The organism is Pseudomonas graminis (genome assembly GCF_001705435.1).
In the GTDB taxonomy this organism is placed as follows: domain Bacteria; phylum Pseudomonadota; class Gammaproteobacteria; order Pseudomonadales; family Pseudomonadaceae; genus Aquipseudomonas; species Aquipseudomonas graminis_B.
Map to the genome: position 1 here is coordinate 164,276 of NZ_MDEN01000060.1, position 23,083 is coordinate 187,358.

19 protein-coding genes are annotated in these 23,083 nt (G+C 59.6%); 12 read left to right on the top strand and 7 right to left on the bottom strand.

Going from position 1 to position 23,083, the window contains the following annotated elements:
- Window positions 1–2 precede the first annotated feature (2 nt).
- The gene (locus BBI10_RS10075) at window positions 3–1,319 is read left to right on the top strand and encodes a bifunctional DedA family/phosphatase PAP2 family protein (RefSeq protein WP_065988381.1); all 1,317 of its coding nucleotides are present in this window, start codon (window positions 3–5) and stop codon (window positions 1,317–1,319) included.
- A 57-nt stretch (window positions 1,320–1,376) separates the two neighbouring features.
- Here BBI10_RS10075 and BBI10_RS10080 read toward each other — a convergent pair whose 3' ends face one another.
- Genes BBI10_RS10080 through BBI10_RS10090 form a run of 3 tightly spaced genes read right to left on the bottom strand, consistent with a single transcriptional unit; the run spans window position 1,377 to window position 3,053 of the window.
- Window positions 1,377–1,967, bottom strand: a complete 591-nt coding sequence (locus tag BBI10_RS10080) for an LON peptidase substrate-binding domain-containing protein (protein WP_065988382.1) — start codon at window positions 1,965–1,967, stop codon at window positions 1,377–1,379.
- A gap of 10 nt (window positions 1,968–1,977) precedes the next feature.
- Window positions 1,978–2,694, bottom strand: a complete 717-nt coding sequence (locus BBI10_RS10085; protein WP_065988383.1) for an LrgB family protein — start codon at window positions 2,692–2,694, stop codon at window positions 1,978–1,980.
- Window positions 2,691–3,053, bottom strand: coding sequence for a CidA/LrgA family protein (locus BBI10_RS10090; RefSeq protein WP_065988384.1), 363 nt, complete (start codon window positions 3,051–3,053; stop codon window positions 2,691–2,693). The genes BBI10_RS10085 and BBI10_RS10090 overlap by 4 nt, the downstream gene beginning before the upstream one ends.
- Before the next feature lie 196 nt (window positions 3,054–3,249).
- Here BBI10_RS10090 and BBI10_RS10095 point away from each other — a divergent pair, with 196 nt between their 5' ends.
- From BBI10_RS10095 to BBI10_RS10105, 3 genes are all read left to right on the top strand, one after another.
- Window positions 3,250–3,705, top strand: coding sequence for a MaoC family dehydratase (locus BBI10_RS10095; protein WP_065988385.1), 456 nt, complete (start codon window positions 3,250–3,252; stop codon window positions 3,703–3,705).
- Between the two features lie 171 nt (window positions 3,706–3,876).
- Complete coding sequence (locus tag BBI10_RS10100) at window positions 3,877–5,571, top strand: C13 family peptidase (protein WP_065988386.1); 1,695 nt, start codon at window positions 3,877–3,879, stop codon at window positions 5,569–5,571.
- A gap of 202 nt (window positions 5,572–5,773) precedes the next feature.
- A complete protein-coding gene (locus tag BBI10_RS10105; RefSeq protein ID WP_065988387.1) occupies window positions 5,774–6,415 on the top strand; it encodes an oxidoreductase in 642 nt (213 codons plus the stop codon).
- A gap of 138 nt (window positions 6,416–6,553) precedes the next feature.
- Here BBI10_RS10105 and BBI10_RS10110 read toward each other — a convergent pair whose 3' ends face one another.
- The 4 genes from BBI10_RS10110 to BBI10_RS10125 form a co-directional block, all read right to left on the bottom strand.
- Window positions 6,554–6,841: a YceK/YidQ family lipoprotein gene (locus BBI10_RS10110; RefSeq protein ID WP_065988480.1), complete on the bottom strand. Its 288-nt coding sequence runs from the start codon at window positions 6,839–6,841 to the stop codon at window positions 6,554–6,556.
- On the bottom strand, window positions 6,834–7,463 hold the full coding sequence (gene ubiX, locus BBI10_RS10115; RefSeq protein ID WP_065988388.1) for a flavin prenyltransferase UbiX: 630 nt from the start codon (window positions 7,461–7,463) through the stop codon (window positions 6,834–6,836). Before ubiX ends, BBI10_RS10110 begins: the two co-directional genes overlap by 8 nt.
- Window positions 7,460–8,809, bottom strand: a complete 1,350-nt coding sequence (gene mpl / locus BBI10_RS10120) for a UDP-N-acetylmuramate:L-alanyl-gamma-D-glutamyl-meso-diaminopimelate ligase (RefSeq protein ID WP_065988389.1) — start codon at window positions 8,807–8,809, stop codon at window positions 7,460–7,462. Before mpl ends, ubiX begins: the two co-directional genes overlap by 4 nt.
- 485 nt (window positions 8,810–9,294) lie before the next feature.
- Entirely contained in the window at window positions 9,295–11,199 is a 1,905-nt protein-coding gene (locus BBI10_RS10125; RefSeq protein WP_065988390.1) for a sigma-54-dependent Fis family transcriptional regulator, read from the bottom strand.
- Between the two features lie 313 nt (window positions 11,200–11,512).
- On the opposite strand from BBI10_RS10125, the gene exaC reads away from it, so the two are divergent.
- The 8 genes from exaC (at window position 11,513) to BBI10_RS10170 (ending at window position 22,956) form a co-directional block, all read left to right on the top strand.
- The gene (gene exaC, locus BBI10_RS10130) at window positions 11,513–13,033 is read left to right on the top strand and encodes an acetaldehyde dehydrogenase ExaC (protein WP_065988391.1); all 1,521 of its coding nucleotides are present in this window, start codon (window positions 11,513–11,515) and stop codon (window positions 13,031–13,033) included.
- A gap of 368 nt (window positions 13,034–13,401) precedes the next feature.
- Window positions 13,402–14,049: a DedA family protein gene (locus tag BBI10_RS10135; RefSeq protein WP_065988392.1), complete on the top strand. Its 648-nt coding sequence runs from the start codon at window positions 13,402–13,404 to the stop codon at window positions 14,047–14,049.
- 4 nt (window positions 14,050–14,053) lie between these two features.
- Window positions 14,054–14,872 (top strand): zinc-dependent peptidase, encoded by an 819-nt coding sequence (locus BBI10_RS10140; protein ID WP_065988393.1) that lies wholly within the window; start codon window positions 14,054–14,056, stop codon window positions 14,870–14,872.
- Between the two features lie 107 nt (window positions 14,873–14,979).
- Window positions 14,980–15,507, top strand: a complete 528-nt coding sequence (gene ppa, locus BBI10_RS10145; RefSeq protein ID WP_065988394.1) for an inorganic diphosphatase — start codon at window positions 14,980–14,982, stop codon at window positions 15,505–15,507.
- A gap of 440 nt (window positions 15,508–15,947) precedes the next feature.
- A complete protein-coding gene (locus BBI10_RS10150) occupies window positions 15,948–16,670 on the top strand; it encodes a LexA family transcriptional regulator (RefSeq protein ID WP_065988395.1) in 723 nt (240 codons plus the stop codon).
- A 420-nt stretch (window positions 16,671–17,090) separates the two neighbouring features.
- Window positions 17,091–19,172, top strand: coding sequence for a hypothetical protein (locus BBI10_RS10155; RefSeq protein WP_065988396.1), 2,082 nt, complete (start codon window positions 17,091–17,093; stop codon window positions 19,170–19,172).
- A gap of 443 nt (window positions 19,173–19,615) precedes the next feature.
- Complete coding sequence (locus BBI10_RS10165) at window positions 19,616–20,545, top strand: PIN domain-containing protein (RefSeq protein WP_065988398.1); 930 nt, start codon at window positions 19,616–19,618, stop codon at window positions 20,543–20,545.
- The gene (locus BBI10_RS10170) at window positions 20,542–22,956 is read left to right on the top strand and encodes a hypothetical protein (RefSeq protein WP_065988399.1); all 2,415 of its coding nucleotides are present in this window, start codon (window positions 20,542–20,544) and stop codon (window positions 22,954–22,956) included. Before BBI10_RS10165 ends, BBI10_RS10170 begins: the two co-directional genes overlap by 4 nt.
- The last annotated feature ends 127 nt before the right edge of the window (window positions 22,957–23,083 follow it).

Sequence of the window (23,083 nt, forward strand, 5' to 3'; positions counted from 1 at the left end):
CCATGGGCGCATGGCTCGACAGCATCACCTCCTGGCTAAGCGCCAACCCTTCCTGGCTCGGCGCGGCGATTTTTATCGTCGCGTTCATCGAATGCCTGGCGATTGCCGGCATCGTCGTCCCAGGCACCGTTGTGCTGTTCGCGATTGCCGCACTGGCCGGCAGCGGGATACTCCCATTGAGCGAAGCGCTTTTGCTGGGCTTCCTCGGCGGTATCCTGGGCGACCTGGTGTCGTACTTCCTCGGCCGGCGCTTCCATCAGAGGATTCGTCAATTGCCGGGTCTGCGCAGTCACCCGGAGTGGATCGGCAGCGCCGAGAACTACTTTCAGCGCTACGGCATTGCCAGCCTGCTGGTCGGCCGCTTCATCGGCCCGCTGCGCCCGATGCTGCCGATGGTGGCCGGGATGTGCGACATGCCGTTCGTGCGCTTTGCCGGCGTCAGCCTGATCGCCGCGGCCGGATGGTCCGTGGCCTATATTCTGCCGGGCTGGGCGACCGGTGCTGCGATTCGCCTGCCGCTGCCGGAAAACTTCTGGCCCCAGGCTGCCGTGGTGGGCGGCGGGCTGGCGCTTCTGCTGGGCATCAGCATCCAAAGCAGCCTGCGACAAAAGCCCTACGCGACGAAAGTTATCGCCCTGACCTGCTTCATTTTGCTGGCAAGCGTTTTCCTGGGCTGGCCGTACCTGGCCGATTTCGATCAGGGCATCATGACTGTGGTGCAGGCCAGCCGGAGCGCTGCAGCCGAGAACTTCGTGGTGATGGTGACGGGCCTGGGGGATTTCCGGACTCAGTTCTGCGCGGCCGCCCTGCTGACCATTCTGCTGGTCGTCACGCGGCAATGGCGCCATGCAATCTTCGTGATCGGCACCACCCTTGGCGCGGCGCTGATCAATCAGAGCATGAAATACACCTTCGCCCGCGCACGGCCTGAGGTCCTGAGGGAGGCCCTGGGGACTTACAGCATGCCGAGCGGACATGCCTCGGCCTCGTTTGCGCTATTCATGTCGCTGGCGGTGCTTGCCGGCCGGGGTCAGCCGGTGAGGCTGCGATTGACCTGGCTGCTGCTGGGCGGGATTCCGGCGTTGGCGATCGCCATGTCTCGGGTATATCTGGGGGTGCACTGGCCGACGGATGTCACGGCCGGGATGCTGCTGGCGTTTTTCACCTGCGCCGCGAGCCTTGCCTTCGTGCAGAACAAGAAGCCGTTGGAGGCGCTGCCAATCAAGGTGTGGTGGCTGGTGCTGCCGGCGATGGTGGCGCTGTTCGGCGGGTTCGGCCTGCACTCGTTCCCCCACGGTTTGATCCGCTACCAGTACTGACGCGACGTGCATGCGGCCCGGCGGGGTAACGAGCCGTGCTGCGAGCAACATCTATCTTCAGGCCTGCATGTCGCCCTGCATTTCGTCGAGCAGGTCCTGAATCGCATCAAGCCGTTCTTCGGCGTCTTCGATTTCCAGCAACTCGATCTTGTCTTCTTCCGCGAACGGCAACAGGTACGCCAGTTGATTGGCCAGCGAGTGCTGACCGCTGGCGGTGAGGCCCATGTTCAGCGCGGCCACCATCGGGTGTTCAGCCAGCGCCGCGAGCAAGGCGACCAGATCGTCGTCCTCTTCCTGCAGCGGTTGCTCCTGGGGATCGTCCAGCCACTCGACTTCGCCGACCAGCAGGTTGTCGCGCTGGGTGCTGTAGTCCTTCACCCGAAAACGTCGAGCCCCCACAACGCGAATGCCGAGCAGGCCGTTATCCTGCTTCTGGAAATCGGTCACCCGTGCTTCGCAGCCGATCAGCGAGAAACCGTCCGGCACGTCGCCCGTCTCACTGCCTTCAGTGATACAGACCACGCCGAAGCCTTCGCCCTGCTTCATGCAGCGGCCAATCATGTCGAGGTAGCGCGCCTCGAAGAGCTGCAGATCGAGCACGCACCCCGGGAACAGCACGGCATTCAGTGGAAACAACGGCAACGACATAAACCCATCCTCAAGCAAACAGAGACACCGCCAACGGCAGGAACAAGGCCGTGGCGACACCCATCAAACTCATTGCCAGCGCCGCGAAGGCGCCGCATTCCTCACTTTCCTGCAGGGCCGCCGACGTACCCACCGCATGGGCCGTCAGCCCGAGGGCCATGCCTCGCGCTTCCGGGCTGGTTACCCGCGCCAGGGTCAGCAGACCGGGGCCGAATATGCCGCCGATCACCCCGGTTATCAACACAAACACCGCGGCCAGCGCCGCCACGCCGCCAATCTGCTCGGCGACGAGCATGGCGATCGGCGAGGTCACGGACTTGGGCGCCATGGTCATCAGGATCATGTGATCGGCGCCGAGCATCCAGCCCAGCCCCACGCACAGCCCGGTGGCCAGCACGCCACCCACCACCAGCGTAGTCAATACCGGCCAGAACAGTTGCCGGATGCGCCGCAGATTCAGATAAAGCGGCACCGCCAACGCAACCGTGGCGGGGCCCAGCAGAATGCTGAGGATTTCGGTGCTCTTGCGATATTCGACGTAGGACAGTCCGCAGCTCACCAATACGCCAATCACCACCAGCATGGAGATGAGCACCGGTTGCAGAAACACCCAGCGGGTTTTCTCGTAACCGGCCAGCACCAGTTGATAAGCGCCCAGCGTGATGGCGATGCCGAACAAGGGGTGATGAATCACCGACAGCCAGGCGCCGTGCCAGTCCAGACTCATGATGGCTCCCGGCGATTGGCCTGGCGGTCGATGAGTTTCTGCATCAGCCAGCCGGCGAAGGTCAGCGAGACCATCAGAGAAATCACCAGCGAGCCGACGATCGCCCAGAAATCTTCGGCGATCTGGTCCGCATACACCATCACGCCCACGGCAGGCGGTACCAGCAGCAGCGGCAGGTAGCGCAGCAGGCTGCTGGCCGCCAGGCTGATGGGTTCGCTGACTTCGCCGCGGGTCATCAGGTAGATCATCAGCAGCACCAGCCCGATGATCGGGCCGGGCAGGATCGACAGAAACAGGTGATTGAGCGCGGTTCCGATCAGTTGGAACAGCACAAGCCAGGTCAGGCCTCTTAGCAACATAGAAAACTCCAGCAGATTCGCGCCGACATTATAGGCACGCCACCCGCTCTGCCTATGGGGTGGCATTCGCCAGTTGAGGGAACGTTGACCCGCGCGGTGCGGCGTGCTGATCTTCAGTGCCAAGCAATAACAGCGCCGACGCCACGCTGCCTGTGAAGATCGCGCGCAAAAACAATAACTGACAAGGAGAATAGCGATGCCCCACGTACCCGTTGCAGAACTCAAACGCTATGAAGGCAAGGACCTGGGATGCTCCGAATGGCTGACCATCGATCAGGCGCGGATCAATCTGTTTGCCGAGGCCACCGGCGACTTTCAGTTTATCCACGTTGATCCGGTGAAAGCGGCGCAAACCCCGTTCGGATCGACCATCGCCCATGGCTTTCTGTCGCTGTCGCTGATCCCCAAGCTGATGGAATCCCTGATGGTCGTGCCCGAAGGCATGCAGATGGCGATCAACTATGGCCTGGACAGCGTGCGATTCATTCAGCCGGTGAAAGTGAATTCGCGCGTTCGTCTAAAAGTCACGCTGGCGCAGGTCACCGAAAAGAAGCCCGGCCAATGGCTGCTCAAAGCCACGGCAACGCTTGAAATCGAAGGCCTGGACAAGCCCGCGTTCATTGCTGAACCGCTTTCGCTGTGCTTCGTATAACCCCGCCGCCCCTCTACAAAGCCCCTGCAAACCTTCCACAAACATGAAACAGTCGTAACAGACTGTTTCATGAGCGTTCCTCGCTGCGGCATACTCGCTGCGGCTGTGTGAGCGACTCGATACACGTACGCGATCAGATCACGCCGAAACATCTTTTTTTCGGGATTTACCATGCGCGCGTTTGCTCCTTTGGCCCTGACCTTCCTTCTTGCCGCTTGCGGCGACGGCGAATCGCTGTTGCCCCCGGACGCTCGCCTGCCCGACGGCGGACGCTATCGCGGCGACGTGATCAATGGCGTGCTGCAAGGCAAGGGTCGGATCGATTACCCCAATGGCAGCTGGTACGCCGGGGAATTCAAGAGCGGGCAGTGGAACGGCCAGGGCGAGTGGCACGCCAGCAACGGTGACGTGTACCGCGGCGGTTTTCAGGACGGGCTTTTCCATGGCCAGGGCTCGCTGACGACCAGCGCCGGCAGTTACGTCGGCGGCTACAAGCTGGGGCGGCGCGACGGGGAAGGCACGCTGAAAGAGCACGGCATGAGCTATCGCGGCGAGTTCAAGGCCGACCTGTACGACGGCGCCGGTCATCTGGAACTGGACGACGGCAGCGAGTATCAGGGCCAGTTCGCCCACGGCAAACCCAACGGCGAAGGCCAGCGCAACGATTCGGCGGGCAACCAGTTCAGCGGCAAGTTCGTCGATGGCCAGCTTGAAGGCACGGGCAATTTCAACAGCGCCGATGGCGATCAGTACGTCGGCGGCTTTCACAACAATCAGCTCAATGGCCGCGGTCGCTACGAAAACGCCGATGGCGATGTCTGGTCGGGGCAGTTCAAGGATGGCGCGTTCACCGGCAAGGGCGAGTTGATCGGCTCCGATGGCACCCGCTATCAAGGGGACTTCAAGAACTGGCGCTTCGCAGGCTCAGGCAGCCTGAAGCTACCGGACGGCAGCGTGTACATCGGCCAGTTCGAGAACGATAACTATCAAGGCAGCGGCGTGCTGACCACGGCGGACGGCGAAGTCCAGAGCGGCACCTGGTCCAACGGCCAGCGCGTGCGCGATGCGGCCGGAAAGCTGCTGCCGGACCCGCTGGAAATGGGCCTGCTCGCCCAGGGCGCCCTGGTCGAAAAAGCCCTCGCCGCCGTGCCCGCCTCCACGCCGGCCATCGAGCTGTACAGCCTCGTCGTGGGTGGCGATGGCAAGCAGAGCGTCTTTCTGCGCGAGGCGGATTACGTGAACAAGCTGCTCGCCACGCGCTTCGGTGCGTTTGGCCAGATCACGCTGGTCAACCATCGCGATCACATGGCCGATCGCCCGCTGGCAACCCGCGAAACCATCAGCCGCGCCGTGCAGACGTTGGCCAAGCGCAGTGGTCCGGAAGATTTGATCTTCATTTACCTCACCAGCCACGGCACCCATGAACACGAGCTGGTGCTGGATCAGCCGCGCCTGGAGCTGTCCGACCTGCCCGCCAACGAGATGGCCGGCGTGCTGGCGCCGCTGAAAAATCGCGACAAGGTGGTGGTGATTTCCGCGTGCTATTCGGGCGGTTTCATTCCGGCGATCAAGGACGAGCGGACGATGGTGATTACCGCATCCCGTGAGGACCGGGTGTCCTTTGGCTGTTCTGAAGAGGCGGATTTCACCTACTTCGGCGAGGCGCTGTTCGGCAAGGCGCTGGTGGAAACCGACGATCTGGTGCAAGCGTTCAATGAGGCAAAAGACATCGTCGCTCAGCGTGAAACGGACGAAAGCTTCGAAGCCTCCGAGCCGCAGATGTGGGCACCGAAAGGCGTGGTCAACCATTGGCGGCAGCTGCGCAAAAGTCAGGCGGAGCGCGCGCTGAATACCGTTCGACGCTGAGTCCCATCGCACCTGATGCAGGATCGGCTTCAACCGGGAAGGGGCCGGGCGGGTCCGCCTGCAAACCGGTTCCGACAGATTGATCCAGGCTCAAGTGCGGGATGCGCGAACATTTCATGTGTTTTTGTGAAACCCTCCCGCTACGCCCGCAGTCTGTTCCGGTACAGCGCCTATGCTTGTGGCGTATCAAGGGAGAAAGATCATGTACTTGACGCCTCAGCACATTTTGCTTGCCGGAGCTACCGGATTGACTGGCGAGCACTTGCTCGACCGCCTGCTCAACGAACCCACTGTCACCCGCCTCCTCGCCCCCAGCCGTCGTCCCCTGGCTGAACATCCACGTCTGGAAAACCCGGTCGGCGATCTTCAGCGTTTGCTGCCCACCCTCGAAGGTCCTGTGGACATCGCCTTCTGCTGCCTGGGCACCACGATCAAACAGGCCGGCTCCCAGGAAGCCTTCCGGGCCGTCGATCTGGACATGGTCGTGGCGTTTGGCAAACGTGCTCGCGAGCTGGGGGCGCGTCATCTGCTGGTGATCAGCGCCGTGAACGCCGACCCGCAATCGAGCATCTTTTACAGCCGTGTGAAAGGCGAGATGGAAGAAGCGCTGAAGCTTCAGGGCTGGCCGCAACTGACCATCGTCCAGCCGTCGCTGCTGATTGGCGAGCGGCAGGATCAGCGTCTGATGGAGCAGCTGGCCGGGCCGATTGCCAAGCTGATTCCCGGCAAATACGGCGGCATCGAAGCCTGCAACCTCGCCCGCGCGTTGTGGCGCCTGGCGCTGGAAGAGCAGGACGGCGTGCGGGTGGTTGAATCGGATGATTTGCGGCGGTTGGGGAAGTAGCGCCAAGCTGATCTACCTGACGACACAAACGGTGTAGGAGTGAGCTTGCTCGCGATCAGGTTCTGACAGTCACCATTAATGGAACGGTCAGACCGCAATCGCGAGCAAGCTCACTCCTACAGGGATCGCCGTTCTGAGTTACATCCCGCCCGTCGCCTGAAACCCCACACCCAGCGCGGTCAGAATCGACAATGGCAATAGCAGCGTGTCCAGCAGCGCGCTGCCGGGCAGGTCGAGCATCGGGTATTTCGGCGCCTCGGTGCCAAAGCGCTCCTTCTCGCAGCAGCCCCCTTCAATAGCGTACAGATCCAGTCGCGTGCCGGCATAAACGACCGGCGCGCCGGGCTGATTGGCGTCGAGGGTGCGCACGGTCGAGCAGCCCGTCGTCAGCAACAGGCCCAGCGCAAGGACAACGAGCTTATTCATCGGCGCCAAAATGATGCTCGCCCCAACGCGGCAGCATGTCCTGCGGGATGTTGAGCAGGTTCAGAATCCGCGCGACGACGAAATCCACCAGATCGTCGATCGTCTGCGGCTGGTGATAGAAACCGGGCGACGCCGGCAGAATCACCGCGCCCATGTTCGACAGCTTGAGCATGTTCTCCAGGTGGATGCTGGAGAACGGCGCCTCGCGGGGCACCAGGATCAACTGCCGGCGCTCCTTCAACGTCACGTCTGCGGCGCGCTCGATCAGGTTGTTGCAGGCCCCCGTGGCGATTGCCGACAGCGTACCGGTCGAACACGGCACCACCACCATCGCACTCGGCGAGCCTGAACCGGACGCCACCGGCGACATCCAGTCTTCCTTGCCGTACACCCGAATCTGGCCCGCTGTCGCGCCGGTGTATTCGTTGAGGAAGGCCTGCATCATCTGCGGTTTGGGCGGCAGATTGACGTCGGTCTCGGTGGCCATGACCAACTGCGCGGCCTTGGAGATGAGGAAATGCACTTCGCGGTCTTCGCGCACCAGGCAGTCCAGCAGGCGCAGGCCGTATTGCGCGCCGGACGCGCCGGTCATCGCCAGGGTAATGCGTTCCGGGCCGCTCATTGCAGGGCCTTCGCGAGTTTGCCGTGCAGGCCGCCGAAGCCGCCGTTGCTCATGATGACCACGTGGGTACCGGGCTCTGCCTGGTTTTTCACAAGCTCGATAATGCCGTCGAGGCTGTCGCACACCAACGATGGAATGGTGCACTCCGCGGCGGTTGCCGCCAGATCCCAACCCAGATTGGCCGGCGCATACCAGACCACCTGATCGGCCTGGACGACGCTTTCCGGCAGGCCGTCGCGGTGGGCGCCGAGCTTCATGGAGTTGGAGCGCGGCTCGACGATGGCGATGATTGGCGCATCGCCAACCTTTTTGCGCAGTCCATCCAGCGTGGTGGCGATGGCGGTCGGGTGGTGGGCGAAGTCATCGTAGATGGTGATGCCGCGCACTTCGGCGACCTTCTCCATGCGCCGCTTCACGCTCTTGAACGCACTCAGCGCGTCGACGCCCTGCTGCGGCACCACACCAACGTGGCGGGCAGCGGCGAGGGTCGCCAAGGCATTCGCCACGTTGTGCTGGCCGGTCATGCCCCAATCGACGACGCCTTGGACCGCACCTTCGAAAATCACTTCGAATTTTGAACCGTCTTCGCTGAGCAGGTTCGCCTGCCATTGACCGCCCTCTCCGGTGGTCTGCACCGGCGTCCAGCAGCCCATTTGAATCACGCGCTCAAGTGCGGGCTCGGTGGTCGGGTGGATGACCAGGCCTTCGCTCGGGATGGTGCGCACAAGGTGGTGGAACTGCCGTTCGATGGCCGGGAGATCGGGGAAGATGTCGGCGTGATCGAATTCCAGGTTGTTGAGGATGGCGGTGCGCGGGCCGTAATGGACGAACTTGGAGCGCTTGTCGAAGAAGGCGCTGTCGTATTCATCCGCCTCGACGACGAAGAATGGCGTTTCGCCCAGGCGCGCCGAGACATCGAAGTTCTGCGGCACGCCGCCAATCAGGAAGCCCGGGGCCATGCCAGCGTGTTCCAGCACCCAGGCGAGCATGCTGCTGGTGGTGGTTTTGCCATGGGTGCCGGCGACGGCCAGCACCCAGCGACCGCGAAGGACGTGATCGGCCAGCCACTGAGGCCCGGAAACGTAGGGCAGGCCCTTGTTCAGGACATGCTCGACCGCAGGGTTGCCGCGCGACATGGCGTTGCCGACCACCACCAGATCCGGTGCCGGCTCGAGGTGCGAAGGGTCGTAACCCTGCATCAACTGAATGCCCTGCGCTTCGAGCTGCGTGCTCATCGGCGGGTAGACGTTGGCATCGGAGCCCGTGACTTTATGGCCCAGATCCTTGGCGAGCACCGCCAGCGAACCCATGAACGTGCCGCAGATACCCAGAATATGAATGTGCATGACCGACCTCTTAGAACATGGGCCGCAGGTTAGCGTAGAAGGCAGTGGATGCGCACGGGGGAATTGAGGGTGCTCGATCAGACTGGTTGAAGGGTGGTTGAAGGGGACTGATTTATTTACAACGCTTCACCGTAAATTAATCTGTCCCCGCTTCAGACAGTGCCCCCTGCGGTGTAACGCCTGGCGCCTTCCCGGCTAAAGCCGGTCCCACTAATTGACCGCGATCCCCCTGTAGCACCGGCTTTAGCCGGGAAGACGTCAGATCGCACACTGCAGAATTGATGGCGCTCACCCCGGGGGTTGAAGAGGGTTGAAGGGGACTGATTTATTTACAACGCTTCACCGTAAATTAATCTGTCCCCGTTTCAGACAGTGCCCCCTGCGGTGTGACGCCTGGCGCCTTCCCGGCTAAAGCCGGTCCTACAGGGGACCGTATGCACACGCAGAATTCCGAGCATTCACACCGGTTTCATCCACTCAGAACCTCAGCGGTTGATCCCATGCTTGCGCAGCTTTCTGTACAGCGTATTGCGGCTCACCCCCAGCTCCCGGGCGGCGTGGGTCATGTGCCAGCGCTGGGTGTCCAGGGTGGCGATGAGCGCTGCGCGTTCGGCGTCGTCCAGCGGCGAGTGGACCTCATCGGGCTTTGTCGGCGCACTCACCTGCCGAATCGCCGCCGGCAGATCTTCATAACCAATCCGCCCCTCATCACACAGCGCCGCCAGGGTCCGCAGCACGTTGCGCATCTGCCGCACGTTGCCGGGCCAGTTGAAGTCGAGCAGCGCCTGCCTCGCCTTCGCCTCAATCACAATCGAAAGCCCATCCGCCTCTTGCTTCAGCAACAACTCCAGCAACTGCGCCTTATCACTCCGCTCTCTCAACGGCGGCAAGGCGATTTCCAAGCCATTAAGCCGATAAAACAAATCCTCACGAAAGCTGCCGTCCTCCACCCGCTCCAGCAAATTCCGGTGGGTCGCGCTGATCAGTCGTACATCCACCGCTTGCGGCTCGCCGCCAATCGGCACCACCAGCCGGTCTTCCAGTACGCGCAGTAAACGGGTCTGCAAGGCCACCGGCATGTCGCCGATCTCATCCAGAAACAACGTACCGCCATCGGCCTGCTGCAACTTGCCCCGCATGCCCTCCTTGCGCGCACCGGTAAAGCTGCCGCCGCGATAACCGAACAGCTCGCTCTCGATCAGGCTTTCCGGAATGGCCGCGCAGTTCAGCGCCACGAACGGCTTGGCGGAGCGCTGACTCGCCTGATGCACTGCCTTGGCAAACGCCTCCTTGCCAGAGCCGGTTTCACCGTTGATCAGCAACGGCACGTCGCGCTCGAATACCTTCAGCGCCCTGCGGAAATCAGTTTGCAGCGACGCATCGCCCAGGCAGATGTCGTGCGAAGAAAACGGCACAGCCAACGTGCTGACCACCGGCGCAACAAGGCCCTTCAGCTCGGCACGCGATTGCCCACGCAATACGGCGAAGAATCCCCGCCCGTCCCGCGTGCGCAGCGGCCAACTGGCGGCGGCGTCCGGCGAAGCGCGGCTCAGCAGTTCATCCAGCGAGCAGTCAAATATCGATTCCACGCCCTGGCCCACCAGATCGTCACGGCTCAAGCCCAGCAGATTCAGCGCGCTCTGGTTCAGCGCACTGACGCGGCCCTCGCCGTCTAACGCCAACAGCCCCTCGCTGAACAAACCGACTGCACCGGCCTGAAGATGAAAACGCAGGAGCCACTGACCGTCGAAATGACGCAGGAAATAGCTGCTTTCGATCATCTTCGCCGACAGATTCACCAGCGCCATGGTGTGAAACTGGCTCTGGCGGGACACGTCGTGGCGGGCCGAAGAAACGTCCAGCACCGCAAGCAGATCGCCATGGGGATCGAACACCGGGCTCGCCGAACAAGTGAGGCCGGTGTGACGGCCGCGAAAATGCTCGTCGCGATGGATCGTCACCGACTGACGCTCGACCAGGCAGGTGCCGATGCCGTTGGTGCCCTCTCGCGCCTCGCTCCAGTCGGCGCCCAGCCAGAGGCCGGCGCGCTCAAAAATCCGTCGATCCCCTGGCTCGGTCACGCAGTTGAGGATGATCCCGCGCGCATCAGTCAGGAGCACCGCACTGCCGCCGGCAAGCTGACGGTGCAGGCTGTTCATCTCGTCGCCGGCGATGGTGAGGACTTGCTGCAACTGCTCGCGACTCTCCAGCACGCGCGCATGCTCCAGCACGGTGGGCGCCATCGCTTGCGCGGGGTCGAGGTGGTAATCCTCAAGGCAGCGCAGCCATGAACGCGCAATAGACGGGTCGGTAGCAAGGTGATGGGGGGCTTTGCCTTGGGCAACGGTCAGCACTTGTTCGGCGTGACGCGTCAGGTGATTGCTGTGCATTTTTATTGTTCATCCTGAGCCAGGGCTCTGCGGAGGATTTGCCGATCAGCATCCTCCTCGCCCGGACTCATTGCAATGCTGCGAAAGGCGGGGTCCGCCAAGCTGTCACGCAAAGGGTACAAAGTGTCACCCTTGCCGCCCCGCCGTTGATACACCACTCGGGCATGACCACAGGATTCATCGACAAAACCCCGATAAACCGGGGACCGGACGGCAGTGGCCCGCGCTTTGCTCTACGCTCTAACCATGCGACCTAGTCATGCGCCGCAACGCGTTATCCCCAGACAATCACAAGAGCAAGGAGATATTCACCATGCGTTATGCCCACCCCGGTACTGAAGGCTCAATCGTTACCTTCAAGACCCAGTACGGCAACTACATCGGTGGCGAATTCGTGCCGCCGGTCAAAGGCCAATACTTCGAAAACATTTCGCCGATCACCGGCAAGCTGATCGCAGAATTCCCTCGCTCCACCGCCGAAGACATCGACAAAGCGCTCGACGCCGCCCATGCCGCGGCCGATGCGTGGGGTAAAACCTCGGTGCAGGAACGCTCGCTGACCCTGCTGAAAATCGCTGACCGCATCGAACAGAACCTGGAATTGCTGGCCGTCACCGAGACCTGGGATAACGGCAAAGCCGTGCGCGAAACCCTCAACGCGGACATCCCCCTGGCAGTCGACCACTTCCGTTATTTCGCCGGCGTGCTGCGTGCCCAGGAAGGCTCCGCTGCGGAGATCGACGGCAACACCGTGGCGTATCACATTCACGAGCCGCTGGGCGTGGTCGGGCAGATCATCCCGTGGAACTTCCCGCTGCTGATGGCCGCCTGGAAACTCGCGCCCGCCCTCGCCGCCGGTAACTGCATCGTCCTCAAACCCGCCGAGCAAACGCCGCTGGGCATCACCGTGCTGATGGAGCTGATCGGCGATCTGCTGCCCAAAGGCGTGCTCAACGTGGTGCAGGGTTATGGCCGCGAAGCCGGTGAAGCGCTGGCCAGCAGCAAGCGTATCGCCAAGATCGCTTTCACCGGTTCGACGCCGGTGGGTTCGCACATCATGAAACTGGCGGCCGACAGCATCATTCCGTCCACCGTGGAACTGGGCGGCAAGTCGCCGAACATCTTCTTCGAAGACATCATGCAGGCCGAGCCGGAGTTCATCGACAAAGCCGCTGAAGGCGTGGTGCTGGCGTTCTTCAACCAGGGCGAAGTCTGCACCTGCCCGTCCCGCTGCCTGGTTCAGGAATCGATCTACCCGCAGTTCATGGAAGTGGTGATGAAGAAGGTCCTGAAGATCCAGCGCGGCGATCCGCTGGACACCGACACCATGGTGGGTGCGCAGGCGTCGCAGCAGCAGTTTGACAAGATTCTTTCGTACCTCGAAATTGCTCAGGGCGAAGGCGCCGAGCTGCTGACCGGTGGCAAGGTCGAGAAGCTCGAAGGCTCGCTGGCGACCGGCTATTACATCCAGCCGACCCTGCTGAAAGGCAACAACAAGATGCGCGTCTTCCAGGAAGAAATCTTCGGCCCGGTGGTGAGCGTGACCACCTTCAAGGACGAAGCGGAAGCCCTGGCCATCGCGAACGACACCGAATTCGGCCTGGGTGCCGGCGTCTGGACCCGCGATATCAACCGCGCCTATCGCGTGGGCCGCGCAATTAAGGCCGGTCGCGTGTGGACCAACTGCTATCACTTGTACCCGGCCCATGCTGCCTTCGGCGGCTACAAGAAATCCGGCGTCGGCCGCGAAACCCACAAGGTCGCGCTCGAGCACTATCAGCAGACCAAGAACCTGCTGGTGAGCTACGACATCAACCCGCTGGGCTTCTTTTGATTTAGCGTAAACGAGCGACAAGCAACGGCCTCTTCGGAGGCCGTTTTTGTTGGCAGATAGCGACTATGCACCCTGTAGGAGCGTGGCTTGTCCCGCGATCTCGCGCGCAGCGGCAGCAATCCGGCCAATGCGGGCTATCCATAATCGCGCGGCGGCAGGTTTACGACTGCTTCGCAGCCGATCGCGGGACAAGCCACGCTCCTACCGGTTCGTACCCGCCGTTGACACGTAGCAGACGCAAACCCTGCGGGAGTGAAAGGGGGCGGCATGTCGAGCGCCATAATTGCATTGCATGCCTCTATAATGCCGCGCACATTTCCCCTCTTCGCCCCGCACGACCCGGATCGGGTCTCAAAACCAGGTGCCTAATGGATTTCAATCCGCTTGATCTTATTCTTCATCTCGACGTTTACCTCGACCTGCTTGTGACCCAATACGGCACCTGGGTGTACGCGATCCTGTTCCTGGTGATCTTTTGCGAAACCGGCCTGGTGGTCATGCCTTTCCTGCCAGGCGATTCGCTGCTGTTCATCGCGGGCGCCGTCGCGGCCGGTGGCGGCATGGACCCGGTGTTGCTGGCGTGCCTGCTGATGGCGGCGGCGATACTCGGCGACAGCACCAACTACATCATCGGCCGCACGGCCGGCGACAAGCTGTTCAGCAATCCAAATTCGAAAATCTTCCGTCGCGATTACCTGACCAAAACCCAGGAATTCTATGGTCGCCACGGCGGCAAGACCGTCACCCTCGCGCGCTTCCTGCCGATCATCCGCACCTTCGCCCCCTTCGTGGCCGGTCTTGGCCGCATGCCTTACCTGCGCTTTCTCGGGTTCAGCGTGCTGGGCTCGGTGCTGTGGGTCGGCGGGCTGGTCACTCTGGGCTTCTTCTTCGGCAATATCCCGTTCATCAAGAAGAACCTCACGCTGCTGGTGCTGGCGATCATTCTGATCTCGCTGCTGCCGATGATCATCGGTCTGATCCGCAGCCGCGCAGGTCGCTCCGCCGAGGCGCGCTGAAGCCATGTGGTCGTTCCGGGAATGGCGCAAACGGCGCACGCTGGCCCGCCATCCGGTCGATCCGCAGGTGTGGGAACGCGTACGCCAGCGCCTGCCGATACTCGACGGTCTGAGCGCTGACGAAGACCGTTACCTGCTCGACAGTTGCGTGTTGTTCCTGCAGGCCAAACACCTCACCGCGCTGGAAGGCGTGGAGCTGGATGATGAATCGCGGCTGTTTCTGGCTGCTCAGGCGCAGCTGCCGTTGCTCGCTCTGGGCGATCTGAACTGGTACCAGGGTTTTCACGAAATCATCCTCTACGGCGACGATTTCATCAGCCCGCAACGCTATCGCGACGCCAGCGGTATCGAGCATGAATGGGACGGCGAGCACAGCGGCGAAGCGTGGTCCCAGGGCCCGGTGATTCTGGCCTGGCCCGGTGTGCTGACCAGTGGCGGATGGGAAGCCTATAACCTGGTGATCCACGAACTGGCGCACAAGCTGGACATGCTCAACGGCGAGGCGAACGGCCTGCCGCCGCTGCACCCCGACATGCGTGTCAGTGACTGGGCCAGCGCCATGCAGAGCGCGTACGACGATCTCAACCGGCAACTCGACGCCAACCCGGACGCCGAGACGGCCATCGATCCGTATGCCGCAGAAAACCCCGCCGAGTTTTTCGCGGTCATCAGCGAATACTTCTTCAGCGCCCCCGATTTGCTCGTCGAGCCCTATCCCGCCGTCTACGGGCAGCTGAAAGCGTTCTATCGGCAGGATCCGTTGGCGCGGCTGACGGCACTTCAGCACGACAACCCTGTCTATCAGGCTCAACACGACGCCTGAAGCCCGCCGTCACGCATGGCAACGCTTCAGGAATGTGCCTATAATCCGGGCCACTTTTTGGCGTTGCATGCCAGATTCTGAATGGTCAACCAAGGGGGCAAAGCCCAATGAGCTACAGCAAGATTCCGGCCGGTAAAGACCTGCCGAATGACATCTACGTCGCAATCGAGATCCCGGCCAACCACGCGCCGATCAAGTACGAAATCGACAAAGAAAGCGACTGCCTTTTCGTTGACCGTTTCATGGCCACCCCGATGTTCTACCCGGCCAACTACGGTTTCATCCCCAACACTCTGGCTGACGACGGCGACCCCCTCGACGTGCTGGTCGTGACCCCTTATCCGGTCACCCCGGGTTCCGTGATTCGCGCCCGTCCGGTCGGCGTGCTGAACATGACCGACGACGGCGGCGGCGATGCCAAAGTCATCGCAGTCCCCCACGACAAGCTGTCCCAGCTGTATGTGGACGTGAAGGAATACACCGATCTGCCACCTCTGCTGATCCAGCAGATCGAGCACTTCTTCGCGAACTACAAAGACCTCGAAAAAGGCAAATGGGTGAAGATCGAAGGTTGGGCTGGCGCTGACGCCGCTCGCGAAGCGATCACCAAATCGGTAGCGGCCTACAAGGGCTGATCCGGTTGCGCCCCGCCGAAGCGCTTGCCGCTTCGACGGGGCCACCTTTTACCCGCACGTCCCCGCCTCCTGCTTTTTGCCCCCCCTCCTCCGTACATCCCGCTTTTTTTTCGTCCTCTGTCGTTACGCAAATGTTTAAAACTCGCCTCGTGCACACAGAGTGTTTAATTGCGTCGTATGATTTTCTTCTTTGAACACGATCGGGCGTTTGAAACTTCTCTGGCAGCCGCTTTAATCAGGCCCCTGTGCCCGTTAATCGCCCAAGCCCAAGAAGGACAACGGTTTCAGCCATTGTTGACGCAAACGAAAACAGTGAAAGAAACGGCCTACAAAAACAGCCGAACGTTGTAATCCTTACATTCACGCCCAGGCATGACGGCGTGCTCATTTGAACACTTCGTTCATTTAAACGAGCTTCAACCCGCCGTAAACTTCGGCCCATGAATACATCAGGTGATCGACTGCGCGGCCTTTTGCGAGAGTGCCATCTCTCCGCAACAGACTTTGCCGCCAACCGAAAGGTTACGCCGCAACACGTGAACAACTGGTTCAAGCGCGGCATCCCCATGGCGCGCATTGAAGAAGTCGCCGAACTGCTGAGCGTCAACGCGCGCTGGCTGCGCAGCGGCGAGGGACCCAAGCACCCTGGACACGATCGGGACACTGGCCAGAAGGCAGAGACTCAACCACCCCGGCCCGAGCGAAACGTACGCGAAGAACTGGAAATGCCGGTCTACACCGAACTGGAGACGCGAAGCTCCGGCCGGACCGCGGTGGGCGAAATCCACAACCACAAAGTGCGCTTGTCCCGGCGCGTGCTGGAAACTATGGACGTGGAGCTGCACAACGCGATCTGCGTGGCGATGGTCGGCAACAGCATGGCGGACAAGATCCAGGACGGTTCGCTGATCGGTATTGATCGCGGGCGCTTGCAGATCATCGATGGCGAAATGTACGCCCTCGAGCACGACGGCATGCTGCGGGTGAAATACCTGTATCGCCTGCCGGGCGGCGGGTTGCGTCTGCGCAGCCACAATTGCGCCGAGTACCCGGACGAGATTTTCAGCGCCGAGCAGGTGCAGGCGCAGCACATTCAGATCCTGGGCTGGATCTTCTGGTGGTCGACGCTCAACAACCGCCGCCATCCGGCAACGTTGCGGTGAGGCTAGGAATGAGCGTGTTTCGGAACTGGGCAGACGCGAACAACATGGGTATCCTGCACGCCTTCGTTTCAGCACCCGTCGGCCACACGCGGATGGGTGATCGACCTGGCACCGTCTCCGTGACCTGCCCGGTCTACCTTACAAGCGCCTCCTTGCAGCGCGCACTTTTGCGGACGGGTGCGGTTAGCCAAAAACTAATCAAACCCGTCACCGAGAAGCCGGCCACAAGCCGGCTTTTTAATGCCTGAACGCCACGCGGTTAGGGACCTCCGACACTAAAGCCGCGCCAGCCCATACACCAGCCCATACGTACCAGGACCATTAGAGATAGCTCGGAATGAGTCATCACAAAGAATCGGACCATGTAAGATTGCGCTGCCCCTAGACGGCAGGAACTCGCCGCCCTCATCAGGACAGGACATGGACCTCACGACCTTTCGACAGATTGTTGACCGCTCTCCTCCGGCCATTATGGCCTGCCAAGAAAACCTTCAGCACCTCTACGATTATGTAGGGCTTGAGCACGGTTCAAGCTATACACGCTCCGCTGTATCCAACGCCTTGTACGCCAGAATTCGCGATTGCTTCACCTCCGGCCACGCTGAAGTTTGGCGAGCCTGCCAATCATTACGGACAGATCTCATTCGAGAGCACACACTCTTGAATGCTCCACTCGATCCTTACTTTGAGGTCCTTGAGCATCTCCGAGATGCGGTGCGCACTGACGACAATTCGCGCACCACAATCGAAGGCGACTGGGATACCGCAGTTCGGACCGCATTCGACCATGTGCAGATCCAGAGCTGGGGATCAGAGAACCGCAGAATGACCTATGCCCGTGAGTTCATGGTGGCAGAAGCGGCGCGCGCGCTACGTGATGCGGGATACTCAATTCTTTTCGAGCCGGGAAAATTAGGCTTCGGACCAGAATCTGAAACGGCCCTTGTCGCCAATATTGAACAGTTGGTCTCCTCCATGGGCGGAGTCAATGTGGCACGCCGAATCTTCGCAGACATATCGAAGGACTTTGATCCTGAGCAACAGCGTTATCACATTGTCCGGAGGATTTCTGCAACGGGAGAAGGCCAGCCACAGGTGCCCTGGGGTTATCTGCTCCAGTTAGCTGCCAAACATATTCAGGGTCGTAAGCCCTACATTACGACTGATGCTCACTGGCACAAGCTGCGCGCCTTTGCTCAGGCCTACGCTGCGGTCATCAATGTGCAGCCTTATGCACCAACGTTCTACGGCACGATGGATGCCGTTGATCTTGTACCATACCTACAAGAGATGGCGCTCTACGACACTCTATTTCGCATACCACAAATGCGACCGTCGGATGTCGTTAAGATCGCTCGTGGCATGCTCGGATGGTTTGACTTGAGCGAACCAACCAAGGGAGGCTGGTCAGTAAACCAAGTCCTAGAGGTCATTGGATACTTGCTAAGTCCATCCCTTGATGCACGAGGCCCTATCTTCATAACAGAGACCGAGATCCGACGCGGTTGCCCAGACACTCCGTCAAACGTCGTTGCGAAGATTCTGGATGATGTGTTGAGCCACCCATGTACCGGAGCAAACAAAAACTTCTCACTCCCCACTGATGCGCCAACCTCAGCCCAAAAGAGTTCAGGCCAAGATTTTTTCCTCCGTCCGCTGATTCGCTCTTCCGGCCGGCAATTTATATTGCTAGATCGCTCAGTCTGTGCACCAGCTTGCTTGGAGGCGCTACTGACACAGCTACGCGCTGATATGAAAGACCTTGATGAGAAGATTGGCTTATCTATTGAGGATTTCCTGAAGAGCGAGTTTACATCGCACGGGATTTGCTCCAAAGGTGGTGACTACGACTCCGGAGGGAAGCATGGCGAATGCGATCTTGCGCTGGAAACAGACGAAACGATAATTTTTGCTGAGATCAAGAAGAAGCCACTAACACGAAAAGCCAAAGCGGGCTCTGATGCACATATTCTATTGGATCTCGCTGGAAGCCTTCTTGCCGCTCAGGCTCAGGCCGGATGGCATGAGGTGCGCCTACGCAAGGACGGGCACCTGCACCTCGAGAGCAAGGGGGCGATTTCCTGCATTGATCTGAACGAGCGAGAGGTTGAACGGGTAGCAGTCACTCTCTTGGACTTCGGCAGCTTCCAGGATCGAATCTTACTCAAGCAATTCCTAGAAGGAACGTTGAACGCGACCTTCACTCCGTCCGACGCAAACCTTAAAAAGGGCTTTCAACGAATCAACGAGGCGCTAGCGGAAATTCGCGAGCAATTGATTGAGCTCCGTTCAGGCGGGAGCGACGTTAGACAACCCTTCTTCCACTGCTGGTTCCTCAGTGTGCCCCAACTGTTGGTACTCTTGGACAATGTTACCGACAGCGCCGGTTTCAGGCAGGCGTTATGGAGCTGCCGGCATGTCGCAACAGGTAGCTCCGATCTATATTTCGACCTGTCCTACATGAAGCGTCTTAGAAAGGAAACAACCGCACCCATCAACTGACCCTTAGCGCCCGCAGCCAAGCCTGTCGCCACAATCGATAGAGCCGAAGCAGGATCTCTACTCAGGGCTGCATAGTCTTTTCTATCAGCCCAAATCAACTCACGCGCCGGTCAGAGTGACCGTTGGCTTGCTACTGCTTCTGCAACAGCACGAAGGGATCAACACCAAGAGCTTCTCTATAAATCGCGACCAGGCTCGAATCTGCCTCGAGCTTGGTTGTTGCTCCTTCTCTAGCCCCTCCTTCCCCTGCCGGCCATAGCTGCTTGGCATGCCGACTCCGCCAGGCGCTACACGCCAGCAATGTCAATCGCTTCACCAGCGACCTCATGAGTCACTCCTAACCAGCTTACGGAGACTGCTCCATGAGCTATCTTCTTGACTCGAGCGACCTCGGGACGACCTAATATCGACTATCTACCTCTTCCTAGCTGACCTCATCGACCATGGATGTCTTCCACCTCATCATCGACACCAGCATGCTGCGCAGGCTTCACTTCCAGCACCCAGACTTCAACCGCCTTCTACAGCAGTCCCAGATGGGAAAGCTGAAAATTTACATTCCGCGCATTGTCTTGGAGGAGGAAAGGACCGCCCAGCTTGAGAAGCATTTGCTGATGATCGAGGAAATAAGGACGAGATACGCAAAACTGCAGCGTGGCATGCAAGGCTTGCTGGTGCAGGGTCTAGCGGAGGCTCATATCGAACTGTGGAGTGCTTTAGACGTCGAGCAGAACTCAAGAGCGACTTTCAGTCATTTCGTGGCGCTCAACAAAATCGAGGTAATTGAGATCTCCAAGGATCAAGCAGCCAATGCGTGGGACAGGTACTTCAAAGTAGAACCGCCGTTCAATCCGAAGGAGGAACGCGAGGCCCGACGCAAGGACATACCCGATTCTTGGATTCTTGAAGCAGGAATTGAGGTCAAGGCCAGAAATGGCCAGCATTGTGCACTGGTCGGCGATAACAAGCTCACCAATGCCTTTGAGAAGGAAGGCTTAAGGGTTTACCAAGATGTACAGACACTCCTTGATGACATTGAGCAAGCCACCGCTATCGCACCCATACAGCGTCCTATTGTTGAGGAGGCGCCTGTCCCTCTCGATCAGCTCCGCAGCCTGGAATTTAAGGATCTAGACGTTATCATATTGGGATTGATTGAGACGCTCGATATTCCCCACAAGGAGGCGCTTTTTTCCGCACTTGAGGCGGCAGGTTTTAAGCGCGATATCGCTGAACATGAAGCACGCACGCTGGTGCTATCCGGCAGACTCAAAGATGCCGACACACACTTCATACCCACAAGCCGAGCTTTAGCCAGGCAGGCGGCGGCGACGGATACGGTAACCAATGTGCTACTGAGGATCATGGGATGAGCAACTCTGAGTTGCGCCTAGCGGCGCTTTCAAAGCTCGTAGACATCAAGTCCGAAGCCGTCGATCAACGCCTAAGCGACGAGTTCAATCGCATAGAGGCGTCGCTCCAGCAGAGCAGTGATTACGACGAGCTAGCGGGGTCTCTGAAGGTACTCGCGGTATTGGTCCCTAGGTTTCACATGGTGACGCTGCCATTATTACAGGCCTTTGTGCGCTCAGTACCGAACCGGACATTGACGCAGGATGGATCACCGATCTCCGGCAGCAGGATTCGCTACCGCTCTGCTGAGAGCTTGACTCGTGAGGCCATCGAAGTCGCCGAAAAAGTTCGCTACCTGCACACTGAACAGGTAGTGGATTTCCTGCTAGAGATGTCGCAGGTCGCTGATAAGGAGACTAACGCCAAGGCCGCTCGAGCGCTAGAGTCGCTCGCGACATTCGACTTGGACGTATTCTACGGAGATAGCCCCCTGGGCGCAGAGCCTCAGGCGCGCATGGTCGCTCACCTCGACGCACTCCGAAACGATGCCTTGATGACCAACGCAAACGTCATCCTGCGAGTGCTTGCCATAGTGCTCTCGCCAACCATGGAAGGGACATCCTGGTCGTACCAAAGCGTCACGATCCGGCGTGGCTCAATTGCGAGCTATGGCGGCGTTGCCGACATGCGCCTCGCTGCCATCTGCCTGACTCAGCGAATTTTCGGGCTCGACACCTCCGTCGAACACCGTAAGCAGGCTCTGCTGACTCTGAATTCAGCAACGCGACGTGAAGGCCCCGTTGACCACGCCGAAACCTCTGCCATGTTCGAGCGGGACGCGATTATGGTGCTTGAGTTCATGCTCAGCCTGGTCGGGACTGAGACGCTGCCCTTGGTACAAAAAATAGAGCACCTAGCTTACTGGGACTATTACCATGGAGCTTCTCAAGCAATCAAAAACAAAGCGTTGGAGATACGTGGTGCTATCGCTGAGCACGCTGAGTACCAAGTCTACAAGCAGCTCATCGGCTTTGAGGGCATTTTCGGGGACTGGGAAGAGCTGAAACGCTCTGAGCAAGCCTGGGACTATAGCGATAACAAGCGGCGAGCGGCTGCCCGTCAATATCTCTCGGAAATCAATGAGGCCAGCTATACCATGTGGCGTGATCGGATCTTAGAGTTCTCGAAGACCCGATCGAACGACCTGGCGATGTTTCCGGTTTACTACGACTTTTTGGAGTCCATCGGGAAGGAGAGATCCGATCTTGCGATGGAACTTCTCATTGACCACGAAGAGGTCATGGCTCCCTTTCTCATCGCACTGATGAGTGGCCTCTGGGCCAGTACGACGCCGAACCATCTTGAGGCAGTCGTGAAGCGTTGGATTGAAGCCGGAAAGCACCTGACCAGTATCGCCAAGTCATTGTATAAGGCGGGGGTTCCACGGCTAGAGGTGCTGACGGAGGTTGCCGGTCGCGCTGCTGCGCTCGATGACAAGAGAGCCATGACCCAGGTTATGGGCGTGGCAGCGAGCCTTTATGCCGAAGGTGAGATGGGCGCCAAGTCTATCTTCATGCACACCCTGCGAGAGCTTGTTAAGCGCGATGACGCCAGTTGGGCTAGCGAAATCTGGTTCAGCCGGGACTTCAAAGCGCTGCTTAGCACAATGGAGCAGAGTGAACGCGCTGAGGTGCTAGCCTCTTTGACCGCGCTGCCAGAGCTGGACTATCAGGCTGAGGACATACTCTACGAAATTGGGAAGCACGATCTCCAAGCCCTTATCGACTTTTTGATTGGCCGCCTGAAACACGCTCGAATGCTAGCCAAGCGAAAGCGTGAGACCAATGACAGCAGTCAAGATAGGTTTGAAGCCATTCCCTTCCAGCTCACCAAGCTGGACGAGCTGCTTGCGCAGGCGCCAGCGGCACTTCTGACGGCTATTCGAGTCGACTTCGACTTGGAAGATCGTTACATGTTCAGCTACCGCGGAGCGCGAACTGTCAAATCGGTATTCCCGGAGTTTACGACCACGCTGGAAGAGCCGATTCTGAAGTACGTCAAGACGAGTAATGATGACGACATTGAGTTTGTCATTGGAATCCTGCGCGTCTATGAAGGCTCGCCCGCAATCTTGGATGTTTGCAAGGAGATCATCAAAGCAGTGCCTGAACACTCTAGGACTTGGAATGAAATTGCTGCCGCGATCGAGTCCACGGGCGTCGTTAGCGGCGAGTACGGCATGGTCGAAGCATATAACAGCAAACTGCAGCAGGTGTCTTGCTGGATGAGCGACGAGAACGAGCAAGTCCGGAGTTTTTCCAGGTGGCTTACAGAAGGCCTCCAGAGTCTGATTGAAAAGGAAAGTCAGCGCGCAGATCGAAGCTTAGAGCTTCGCAAATACCAATACGGCAGCGACCCAAAAGAGGACTGAGAGTGGCTCAAGGCAGCTGAAAAACCTGCCGATCTAGTGATAAGGCAGTGAATGTGCCAGAGGCGGCGACTCGAATGATCTCAAACTGGTTTTAAGTGTTTGTGCGCTAGCGAGTCCGTGGACTAAG

What these genes read in the sequence shown, in the direction of transcription:
- BBI10_RS10105 (WP_065988387.1), top strand. Translation starts at nt 5,774, where the DNA reads ATGTACTTGACGCCTCAGCACATTTTGCTTGCCGGAGCTACCGGATTG.
- BBI10_RS10135 (WP_065988392.1), top strand. Translation starts at nt 13,402, where the DNA reads ATGGATTTCAATCCGCTTGATCTTATTCTTCATCTCGACGTTTACCTC.
- BBI10_RS10140 (WP_065988393.1), top strand. Translation starts at nt 14,054, where the DNA reads ATGTGGTCGTTCCGGGAATGGCGCAAACGGCGCACGCTGGCCCGCCAT.
- BBI10_RS10085 (WP_065988383.1), bottom strand. Translation starts at nt 2,694, where the DNA reads ATGAGTCTGGACTGGCACGGCGCCTGGCTGTCGGTGATTCATCACCCC.
- BBI10_RS10125 (WP_065988390.1), bottom strand. Translation starts at nt 11,199, where the DNA reads ATGCACAGCAATCACCTGACGCGTCACGCCGAACAAGTGCTGACCGTT.
- BBI10_RS10075 (WP_065988381.1), top strand. Translation starts at nt 3, where the DNA reads ATGGGCGCATGGCTCGACAGCATCACCTCCTGGCTAAGCGCCAACCCT.
- mpl (WP_065988389.1), bottom strand. Translation starts at nt 8,809, where the DNA reads ATGCACATTCATATTCTGGGTATCTGCGGCACGTTCATGGGTTCGCTG.
- BBI10_RS10155 (WP_065988396.1), top strand. Translation starts at nt 17,091, where the DNA reads ATGGACCTCACGACCTTTCGACAGATTGTTGACCGCTCTCCTCCGGCC.
- exaC (WP_065988391.1), top strand. Translation starts at nt 11,513, where the DNA reads ATGCGTTATGCCCACCCCGGTACTGAAGGCTCAATCGTTACCTTCAAG.
- ppa (WP_065988394.1), top strand. Translation starts at nt 14,980, where the DNA reads ATGAGCTACAGCAAGATTCCGGCCGGTAAAGACCTGCCGAATGACATC.
- BBI10_RS10110 (WP_065988480.1), bottom strand. Translation starts at nt 6,841, where the DNA reads ATGAATAAGCTCGTTGTCCTTGCGCTGGGCCTGTTGCTGACGACGGGC.
- BBI10_RS10150 (WP_065988395.1), top strand. Translation starts at nt 15,948, where the DNA reads ATGAATACATCAGGTGATCGACTGCGCGGCCTTTTGCGAGAGTGCCAT.
- ubiX (WP_065988388.1), bottom strand. Translation starts at nt 7,463, where the DNA reads ATGAGCGGCCCGGAACGCATTACCCTGGCGATGACCGGCGCGTCCGGC.
- BBI10_RS10100 (WP_065988386.1), top strand. Translation starts at nt 3,877, where the DNA reads ATGCGCGCGTTTGCTCCTTTGGCCCTGACCTTCCTTCTTGCCGCTTGC.
- BBI10_RS10170 (WP_065988399.1), top strand. Translation starts at nt 20,542, where the DNA reads ATGAGCAACTCTGAGTTGCGCCTAGCGGCGCTTTCAAAGCTCGTAGAC.
- BBI10_RS10090 (WP_065988384.1), bottom strand. Translation starts at nt 3,053, where the DNA reads ATGTTGCTAAGAGGCCTGACCTGGCTTGTGCTGTTCCAACTGATCGGA.
- BBI10_RS10080 (WP_065988382.1), bottom strand. Translation starts at nt 1,967, where the DNA reads ATGTCGTTGCCGTTGTTTCCACTGAATGCCGTGCTGTTCCCGGGGTGC.
- BBI10_RS10095 (WP_065988385.1), top strand. Translation starts at nt 3,250, where the DNA reads ATGCCCCACGTACCCGTTGCAGAACTCAAACGCTATGAAGGCAAGGAC.
- BBI10_RS10165 (WP_065988398.1), top strand. Translation starts at nt 19,616, where the DNA reads ATGGATGTCTTCCACCTCATCATCGACACCAGCATGCTGCGCAGGCTT.